This window comes from Kitasatospora sp. cg17-2 (assembly GCF_054031055.1).
The window spans coordinates 7883344-7892500 of sequence record NZ_CM132923.1; the positions used below are offsets into that span (position 1 = coordinate 7883344).

Below are 9157 nucleotides of genomic sequence, written 5' to 3' on the forward strand. Positions count from 1 at the left end.
GCATTCGGCCGGGCGGTCCGGGTTCGGCCCGTACGGAGGCGCCGGCTCTACCAACACGGGGGTTTGGTGGAGCCGGCGCCCAGCCCGACGGCGAAGGGTGGATCCGGATGACGCGGAACCTCTGCCGCCGCTCAGCTCTTGCTGAGGATCTCGTCGCGGCGCCCGGCCAGGTTCTCCCGGCCTACTGACGGATAATCATAGTCCGGTACCGACAGGGTGGTTGCCTTCTTCCGCCGGTCGAGCACGGCTCCCGCCACGGCGATCACCAGGCCGACCAGCGCGACCCCGGTGACGAACAGCAGGGCCGGCCGGTAGCCGTCCAGCTGTGCCTCGGCGCCGGTGCCGCCGTTGCTGCCGGCGGTGATGATCGCGGTGGCGCCGGCCAGGACGACCGCGGTGCCCACCTGGATCGCGGTGTTCACCAGGCCCGAGGCGAGGCCCTGCTCCTCGTCCGCCACCCCGTCGGTGGCGGCGATGTTCACCGAGGGGAAGGCGAGTGCGAAGCCGATGCCGAGCAGGACGATCGAGGGCAGCACCAGCACCGGGTACGAGCTGTGCGCGTCCAGCCGCAGGAACAGGGCGAACGCGCCGACCAGGGCCAGCAGGCCGATCGGCAGCAGTCGGCCGGTGCCGAAGCGGTCCACCACCGGGCCCATGAACGGCGCCGAGAGCGCGATCATCGCGCCGGCCGGGAGCAGTCCGAGCGCCATCGTCAGGGCCGACCAGCCGAGCAGGTCCTGCAGGTAGAGGGTGACGACGAACTGGAAGCCGCCGTACGCGCCGGTCATCGCGAAGGCGATCACATTGGCCCGGGCGACCGAGCCGTTGCGGAAGATGCCGAGCCGCACCAGCGGGTGCGCGGTCCGGCTCTCGACCACCAGGAACGCCGCCGCCAGCAGGGCCACGACGGCCAGCGAGCCCAGGGTGCGCAGGCTCAGCCAGCCCGCGCCCTGTGCCTCGGTGACGGTGAACACCAGCAGCAGTACGGCGGTGGTGCCGGTGATCGCGCCGAGCACGTCGTAGCGGCCGGTGACCTTCTCCTCGGTCGGGCGGGGGAGCAGTCGGACGGCGAAGACCAGGGCGAGCAGCGCGATCGGGACGGGCATCAGGAAGGTCCAGCGCCAGCCGACCGCGGTGAGCAGGCCGCTGAGCACCAGGCCGAGCGAGAAGCCGCTGGCGCCGCAGGTGGTGTAGATCGACAGTGCCCGGTTGCGGGCGGGGCCCTCGGGGAAGGTCGTGGTGATGATCGACAGGCCGGCCGGCGCGGTGAACGCGGCCGCGACGCCCTTGAGGAAGCGGGCGGCGATCAGCAGGCCGCCGTCGTCGACCAGGCCGCCGAGCAGGGAGGCGGCGGCGAAGACGCCGAGCGCGGTCAGGAAGACCCGGCGGCGGCCGAGCAGGTCGGCGGTGCGGCCGCCGAGCAGCAGCAGGCCGCCGTAGCCGAGCACGTAGCCGGAGACCACCCACTGGAGGGTGGAGGTGGACAGGTGCAGTTCGGAGCCGATGGACGGCAGGGCGATGCCGACCATCGAGATGTCCAGGGCGTCCAGGAAGAGCGCGGCGCAGAGCACGATCAGGGTGCCCCAGAGCCGGGGGGTCCAGTGGGCCCCGGCATGTGACGGATCGTCGGTGGTCGTGGCGGTCGCTGTGGTCATGACGCAGAACACTACATGCACATGCATCCAATGCAAGTGAATAAGATGTTAACGCATAAGTTGTTGACGCTGTGATACTGTGGCGGCGTGGCTGAACTCGACTCCCCGGAGGAGGCAGGGCTGGTCGCCCAGTGGCGCGACCTGCTCGCCCGGCATGCCCGGACCGCCTGTCTGCTCGACCGTGAGCTCGGCGAGAAGCACGGCCTGGGCATGAGCGAGTTCGAGGTGCTGGAGCGCCTCGTCGAGGGCTGCGAGAGCGGCGACCAGGGCCTGCGCGTGCAGGAACTCGCCCCCACCGTGCACCTCAGCCAGAGCGCCCTCTCCCGGCTCATCGGCCGGCTGGAGAAGGCCGGGCTGGTGACCCGGGCGATGTGCGCCGCCGACCGGCGCGGCATCCAGGTCGCGCTGACGGAGGAGGGTCGCCGGTGTTACGCCGAGGCCCGCGCGCTGCACCGCGAGGTGCTGTCGCTCACCCTGGCCGAGGAGCCGTAGGGGAGCCCTTCTGGGGGCTGATGCGCCGTCAAGAGCCGTGGGCTGCCCGGAAGGTGGCGGTGGTCGGGGCAGGGCTCAGCGCAGCGCGAGCAGCCCCGGGGCGACGGCCAGCAGGACCACCGCGGCGGGCACCGCCAGGGCGGCCACGGTCAGGCGCAGCCGGTGCGGCACGGAGAGCCTCGGCCGCCCCGCCAGCAGCCGGTCCACCCGCTTCGGGGACTGCGCCAGCCCGGGCGGGCAGGCGCCGAACACCCCGCGCTCCAGATTGATCCCCGCCAGTGCCAGGGCCGTGGTGTGCCGTCCGTGCCGGCGTGCCGCCCGGTCGTCCGCCGCCAGCTCCACCAACTCGCCCACCTGGTCCCGGAAGGCGCGGAACACCCCGACCCCGGGGAACCCGGAGGCGAGCGCCTGCGCGCCCTGGGCCAGCCAGTGGTGCCGGGCCCGCACGTGCCCGCGCTCGTGGCTGAGAACCGCCGCCAGCTCGCGGGCGGTGAGCCGGTGGAGGGCCCCGGTGGTGACCACCAGCCGGGAGTCCTGCCCCGGCAGCGACCACGCCTCCGGGCGGACGTTCTCCAGTACCACCAGCCGCTCCCGGCGGGGCCGGGCGCCGACGCCCGAGGCCGGCTCGATCGACTCCGGCAACGGCGGTGACAGCTCGGCCAGTTGAGCGTGCCGACGGGCCCGCAGCGCCTTCGCGGTACGGATCTCCCGGGTCAGCGCGACCACCGTCTGCAGCCCGCCCGCCGCCAGCACCGCCGCGCAGAGCCGGCCCCAGCCCTCGGCGTTGTGCAGCCCGTACGCGGCCTCGACGCCGGTCGGCGCGCAGCCGAAGAGCACCGTCCGCAGGTCGGGGAGGGCGGCCATCGCGGCGAGCACCAGGCCCAGCGCGCAGCACAGCAGTACCGCCACCACCAGGCACTGCCACACCAGCAGCGCCAGGACCGGTTCCCGCTCCACCCAGCGCGCCCGGACCAGCAGCCGGGGGGCGAGGGTGGCGAGCACCAGTCCGAGCAGCAACAGGCCGAGCAGGGCCGTCATGGCATGGGCTCCCCGGGGACGCACGGAGCGCGACAGTGCGCTTCCGGTCAACCTATGCGCTGCCGGAGCCGGGTGGAACGGCTTTCGGTCGCCCAGTGACCAACGCCACGACACCCGGCGGACGGGGGCGGGCCACGAGGGGGCGCTCGGGTGCCGGGGTCCGCCGTCGTGGGTCGCCCGTGGTCGTCCGGTGCCGCCCGGTGTCGCTCGGTGTCGCCCGGTGGGGACGGCGGACGGTCGTCACATGGTCAGGAGCATGGCGAACATGCCGATCCCCATGGACAGTCGGCAGGCCCGGGGCAGTCCGGTCGAGGCCACCACCGCCGTGCCGCCGGGGCCGCTCAGCAGCCGGCTGCCGGACCACAGCGCGTACCCGCCGAAGTAGGCGAGCAGGGCGCCGGTCAGCGCGGGCGAACCGGCCGCCGGATGGTGCCCGGCGTGTCCGGGGGCGGCGGTCATCGCCAGCGCCATGTACGTCATCGCCAGTGCCCCGACCGCGTGGTGCAGCCGGTGCGCCCGCCGGTCCGGACGGCGGGCGGCCGCCAGCACCAGGAGCACCGCGGGCGGACCGTAGACCCAGGCCCACACCTCGCCCGGCACGGCCGTGCCGGCGACCGCCATCGCGGCCATGCCGAAACCCATCAGCCCCTCGGCGAGGTCCGCCTCGTGGGTGCGCAGCCGGCCGGGACCGGCGCCGGGGACGGCCGGGGCCGTCACGGGAGTGCACGGGGCGCGGCGCAGCCGGGAGAGGCAGTAGCCGCCGGAGGCCGCGGTGAGGACGGCCAGCAGCCAGCTGACCAGGTTCGGACCGTGCAACGGCGGCCTCCCGGGCGGCGCGGACGGGCGTACCGTCCACGATCACCGCTCGCCGCCGCGGGCAGCAGGGCGCGTGCGGGGGCGCACGGTTGTGCTTCTCGTGGTGCGGTCGGGCGTCGGGCGCCGCCCGACCCGGACGCCCGGCCCGTCCGCCCGCTCAGGACGTCCGGGCCGACCGCCCGGGTACGGACGCTCCGGTCACCCGGCGAGCCGGCCGGAGGCGATCACCCGGCTCAGGAAGCGCCGGGTCCGCTCCTCCGTCGGGGCCCCGAACACCCGCTCCGGCGGCCCCTGTTCGAGCACCGCCCCGCCGTCCAGGAAGCAGACCTGGTCGGCGACCTCGCGCGCGAATCCCATCTCGTGCGTGGCGAGCAGCATCGTCATGCCCCGCTCCTTGAGGTCCCGCACCACCGACAGCACCTCGCCGACCAGCTCCGGGTCGAGCGCGGCGGTGATCTCGTCGAGCAGCAGCAGGCGCGGCCCGGTGGCCAGGGCCCGGACGATCGCCACCCGCTGCTGCTGCCCGCCCGAGAGCCGGTCCGGGTAGGCGTCGGCCCGGTCCGCGAGGCCGAGCCGCTCCAGCAGTTCCAGGGCCCGCGCCTCCGCCTCGGCGCGCGGCACCCCGTGCACCCGGCGCGGGGCGAGCGTCACGTTCTCCAGCACGGTCAGGTGCGGGAAGAGGTTGTACGCCTGGAACACCACGCCGATCCGCCGCCGGACGGCGTCCTCGTCCACGCGCGGGTCGGTGATCTCGACGCCGTCCAGGAAGACCGCGCCGTCGTCGATCCGCTCCAGCAGGTTGACGCACCGCAGCAGCGTCGACTTGCCGGAGCCGGAGGCGCCGATCAGCGCCGTCACCGAGTGCTCGGGCACGCTCAGGTGCACGTCCGCGAGCACCACCCGGCCGTCGCCGAAGGTCTTGCGCACCGCTTCCAGCCGCAGGACCGGCTCGGCGCCGGCCGTCTTTCCCGTCACCGTCACCGTCACCGTCACGACGGGCTCCCTTCGTAGCGCCGGCGGTCGGCCCGGGCGGTCAGCCAGCCGGTGAACCGGGTCAGCGGGACGGTCAGCGCCACGAAGACGAGCGCCGCCACCAGGTACGGGGTGGAGTTGAACGAGCGGCCGTTGATGATCTTCGCCGCGTAGACCGCGTCGATCACCCCGCCGATCGACACCAGCCCGGTGTCCTTCTGCAGACTGACCAGGTTGTTGAGCAGCGGCGGCACCACCCGGCGCACCGCCTGGGGCAGCACCACGAACCGCATCGCCTGCGCGTGCGACAGGCCCAGCGAGCGGGCCGCGGCCAGCTGGCTCGGGTGCACCGACTCGATCCCGGCCCGGAACACCTCGGAGACGTACGCCGCGTAGGTGAGCACCAGCGCCGCGCCGCCCAGCCACAGCGGGTCGGTGGTGACCCCGGTCAACCGCAGCGCCGGGACGCCGGTGATCATCACCAGCAGGCAGATGATCATCGGCAGGCCGAGGAAGAAGTCCACGTACACCGTGGCCAGCAGCCGCACCGGCAGGAAGACCGGCCCGCGCAGCGTCCGCAGCACCGCGAGCAGCAGGCCGAGGACGAGGATCAGCACCCCGCAGACGGCCATCAGCTCCAGATTGATCCGCAGCCCCTTCAGTACCTCGGGCAGCGCCTGCCGGGCGTACTCGGCGCTGAAGAACGAGCGCCGCACCGCCGGCCAGCCCGGCGAGCCGACCACCAGGGCGACCAGCGCGACCGTCGTCAGCAGGGTCGAGGCGGTGGCGATCAGCGCCGAGCGGCGGGCCCGGCGGCGGCGGAACGCCTCCCGGGCCAGCCGCCGCGCCGAGGGCCGGTAGCCCGCCGGGTCGGCGGCCTTCGCGGGCGGCGGCTCCGTCCGCTCCGCGCTTGTGTCCCCGGCGCTCACGTCCCCGGCGCTCCTGTCCCTGGCGCTCACGTCCTCCGCGCTCACCGCAGGACGGGAGCGGACACGGCGTCGGACAGCCACTCCTGCTCCAACCGCCCGAGCGTGCCGTCGGCCCGCAGCGCGTCCACCGCCGCCGAGACGCAGCCGGTCAGCCGGGAGCCCTTGTCCAGCACCAGTCCGAACTGTTCGCCCCCGCCGCCCGCGCCCGTCAGCTGACCGACCACCACGGCCTCGGTCACCTCGGCCCCGGTGATGTAGAAGGCCGTCGGCAGGTCCACCACCAGCGCCTCGACCTGACCGTTCCTCAGCGCGGCCTTCGCCAGGTCGTTGGAGTCGAAGACGGCCGGCGGTGCCGACGGCCGCAGGGTGCCGGTGATCGCCTCCAGGCTGGTGGTCCCCACCTGGGCACCCAGCTTGACCCCCTTCAGATCGGCCAGGCTCCGCGCGGAGGCGGCCTTGGAGCTCTTCAGCGCGATCACCGCCTGCCGCACGTCGTAGTAGCCGGAGGAGAAGTCCACCGCCTGTCGGCGCTCGGTGCTGATCGACACCTGGTTGATGTCGAAGTCGAAGTCCTTGGGACCGGGCGCGGTCGCCCGGCCGAACGGTGCGACCACCCAGGACACCTTCTCCTTCGGGTACCCCAGCTTCGCCGCGACCGCGTACGCCACCGCCGACTCGAAGCCCTTGCCGTTCTCCGGCCGGTCCTCCGAGAACCACGGCTCGTACGCGGGCTTGTCGGTGCCGACGGCGAGCGTCCCCGCCGTCCGGGTCGGCAGCGCTCCGGGCGAGCAGTCGGCGGAGCCGCCCGAGGCCGAGGGGCCGGTGCCGGAGGCCGGCTCCTGGGCGGCGCAGCCGGTGACCGCGGCCAGCAGGGCGCCGGCGAGCAGGGCGGCGACGGCGGACGTGCGGGGGAGGGGCATGGCGGTGCTCCTGGGCGAAGAGGCGGACCGGTCGGGTGGTGACCTCCCCCGGTGGCGGGCCCGGGACACGCGCGGCATGGTCGGCTTGGGAGGCTTCGTCCCGTGCCGTCCGGAAGATCCCCTCGCCTGTTCACGCGGCTGTCACGCGTGCTCCACCCCTGGTCACGAAAGATCCGGCGCCGAACCCGCCCTTGAACAGAAGAACCTTTCGTACATATGGTGGTCTCGTTGAAAACCCTCCTGTTGAAGTGAGTCCCCGATGCAGAATCTTTCGCCAAGGGTCGCTGTGGCGGCCGACGCCCCGGCCCAGAGCCTCGCCGCGCACCCGGCCTGGCTGCGACTGAAGGACGCCGTCGAGACCCTGCGCCCCCTGCAGTCCAAGGACGGCTCCATCGACCTGGCCGCCGTGCAGCGCCACACCGTCGACCCCCTGGTCGCGACCGTGCGCACCGCCGTCGCCGAGCTGGCCCCGCTCTTCCCGCACGACGCCGCCTACCTGGCCGCCGTCGACGCGGACCTGGCCAAGTGGGCCGACACCGGCTACCGGGAGCCCGACTTCCTGGACTCGCTGCTCGCCTTCCAGCCCGCGACCCAGCGCGAGGACGGCCTCCAGCACCTGGTCGTCTTCCCGATGTACACCCAGAACGGCAACCCGGACCGCAACCTGGAAGCCGTCCTGCTGAGCGTCGTGTGGCCCGAGTGGCTGGCCGAGCTGGAGCGGACCCGCTTCGACAACCCGATGTTCGTGCCGATCACCTTCACCGACTTCACGGCCGGCTACGACACCAACTCCGCCGTCCTCTTCCCGGAGACCGTGGCCGTGCGCAAGGCGCCGGAACGATTCACCTGGGGCGGCATCTTCTGCGACCGCGAGGCCGCCCGCTTCCGCGTCGTCTCCACCAACGCCGTCGAACTGCTCGGCCTGGAGATCCCCGCCGACGCCGAGAGCCTGCTGCAGGACCAGGAGCGCTCGCAGCAGACCTTCGTGCTCTGGGACCTCATCCACGACCGGACCCACAGCCACGGCGACCTGCCGTTCGACCCCTTCATGATCAAGCAGCGCAGCCCGTTCTGGATGTACGGCCTGGAGGAGCTCCGCTGCGACCTCACCACCTTCAAGGAGGCGGTGAAGCTGGAGACCGAGGGCAACGTGCACGCCCGCGACGTCCAGTACGCGATCCTCTTCGACCGCCTCTTCCGCTTCCCGGTCAGCGGTGACCGCGTCCGCAACTACGACGGCATGGGCGGCCAGCTGCTCTTCGCCTACCTGCACAAGCACGACGCGCTGCGCTGGCGCGACAACCGCCTCAGCATCGACTGGGAGCGGGCCCCGCAGGTCACCAACGACCTCTGCGCCGAGATCGAGACCCTCTACCGCGACGGCATCGACCGCCCGAAGCCGGCCCACTGGATCGCCGCCTACGAGCTGGTCTCCCGCTACCTCACCCCGCACCCGGCCTCGACCTGGGCGAAGGGCACCGAGGCACTGCCGTTCGGCAGCACCGACGGCAAGGCGCTCAACAAGGCGCTGTGCGACGCTGTGCTCCCCGACGAGTTCCCGCTGAGCATGTTCTACGAGGCCCTCTCGAAGAAGCTCGGCGGCGTCATCGCCTCGACCGCCGGTATCACCGGCGCCGGCCTGCAGGGAGTCGCCGCGTGACCACCGCACCCAAGGGACCGCTGACCGGCAAGGTCATCGCCGTCGCCGGAGCCAGCGGCCCGGCCGGCCAGGCCGTGCTGCGCCGCCTCGCCTCCGACGGCGCCACCGTCATCGGCGCCGACATCGACGCCCAGCGCCTGGAGTCCGCACTCGACTCCGTCCGCGTCGCCGTCCGCGGCGCCCGCGTCAGCGGCCAGGTCATCGACCTCCTCGACCCGCAGGAGGTCCACGATTGGGCCGACCACCTGGAGGCCGAGCACGGCCACGTCGACGGCGTGTTCCACCTCGTCGGCGGCTGGCGCGGCAGCAAGACCTTCTTCGACAGCCGGATCGACGACTGGGACTTCCTGCACGACACCGTCGTGCGCACCCTCCAGCACACCTCGCTGGCGTTCCAGCCCGCCCTGGTCCGCAGCGAGTCGGGCCGCTACGCGATGATCTCCGCCGCCGCCGCGCACAAGCCCACCGCGGGCGGCGCCGCCTACGCCGCGGCCAAGGCCGCCACCGAGGCCTGGACGCTGGCCATGGCGGACTCCTTCCGCAAGGAGACCACCGCCGAGGACGGCAAGCCCACCGCCGCGGCTGCCATCCTGGTGATCAAGGCGTTGGTCAGTCCCGAGATGCGGGCCGAGAAGCCGGAGGCGAAGTTCGCCGGCTTCACCGACACCGCCGACC

9 protein-coding genes (1 of these 9 cut by a window edge) are annotated in these 9157 nt (G+C 73.3%); 3 read left to right on the plus strand and 6 right to left on the minus strand.

Annotated features, from left to right (window positions below; translation table 11 throughout):
* Nucleotides 1–131: 131 nt before the first annotated feature.
* Nucleotides 132–1655: an MFS transporter gene (locus ACW14Y_RS33225; protein ID WP_380310129.1), complete on the minus strand. Its 1524-nt coding sequence runs from the start codon at nt 1653–1655 to the stop codon at nt 132–134.
* 87 nt (nt 1656–1742) lie between these two features.
* Here ACW14Y_RS33225 and ACW14Y_RS33230 point away from each other — a divergent pair, with 87 nt between their 5' ends.
* Nucleotides 1743–2147: a MarR family winged helix-turn-helix transcriptional regulator gene (locus ACW14Y_RS33230; RefSeq protein WP_380310130.1), complete on the plus strand. Its 405-nt coding sequence runs from the start codon at nt 1743–1745 to the stop codon at nt 2145–2147.
* Nucleotides 2148–2222: 75 nt separating this feature from the next.
* Here ACW14Y_RS33230 and ACW14Y_RS33235 read toward each other — a convergent pair whose 3' ends face one another.
* The 5 genes from ACW14Y_RS33235 to ACW14Y_RS33255 all read right to left on the minus strand — a co-directional run bounded on the left by ACW14Y_RS33235 (nt 2223) and on the right by ACW14Y_RS33255 (nt 6822).
* Complete coding sequence (locus ACW14Y_RS33235) at nt 2223–3185, minus strand: M56 family metallopeptidase (protein WP_456984558.1); 963 nt, start codon at nt 3183–3185, stop codon at nt 2223–2225.
* A gap of 240 nt (nt 3186–3425) precedes the next feature.
* Nucleotides 3426–4001 carry a DUF5134 domain-containing protein gene (locus ACW14Y_RS33240; protein WP_402721695.1) on the minus strand — a complete coding sequence of 192 codons (576 nt, stop codon included), beginning with the start codon at nt 3999–4001 and terminating at the stop codon, nt 3426–3428.
* A gap of 198 nt (nt 4002–4199) precedes the next feature.
* A complete protein-coding gene (locus tag ACW14Y_RS33245; protein WP_402721694.1) occupies nt 4200–4994 on the minus strand; it encodes an amino acid ABC transporter ATP-binding protein in 795 nt (264 codons plus the stop codon).
* Nucleotides 4991–5902, minus strand: coding sequence for an amino acid ABC transporter permease (locus tag ACW14Y_RS33250; RefSeq protein WP_456984560.1), 912 nt, complete (start codon nt 5900–5902; stop codon nt 4991–4993). Before ACW14Y_RS33250 ends, ACW14Y_RS33245 begins: the two co-directional genes overlap by 4 nt.
* 41 nt (nt 5903–5943) lie before the next feature.
* On the minus strand, nt 5944–6822 hold the full coding sequence (locus ACW14Y_RS33255; protein ID WP_380310136.1) for an ABC transporter substrate-binding protein: 879 nt from the start codon (nt 6820–6822) through the stop codon (nt 5944–5946).
* Between the two features lie 259 nt (nt 6823–7081).
* On the opposite strand from ACW14Y_RS33255, the gene ACW14Y_RS33260 reads away from it, so the two are divergent.
* Nucleotides 7082–8482 carry a DUF6421 family protein gene (locus ACW14Y_RS33260; RefSeq protein WP_380310138.1) on the plus strand — a complete coding sequence of 467 codons (1401 nt, stop codon included), beginning with the start codon at nt 7082–7084 and terminating at the stop codon, nt 8480–8482.
* A protein-coding gene (locus ACW14Y_RS33265; RefSeq protein WP_380390494.1) for an SDR family oxidoreductase crosses the window boundary here: on the plus strand, nt 8479–9157 show its 5' portion. 80 nt of this gene lie beyond the right edge of the window; 679 of the gene's 759 nt are visible here — the first part of the coding sequence; the start codon lies at nt 8479–8481; its stop codon lies beyond the right edge, outside the window. Before ACW14Y_RS33260 ends, ACW14Y_RS33265 begins: the two co-directional genes overlap by 4 nt.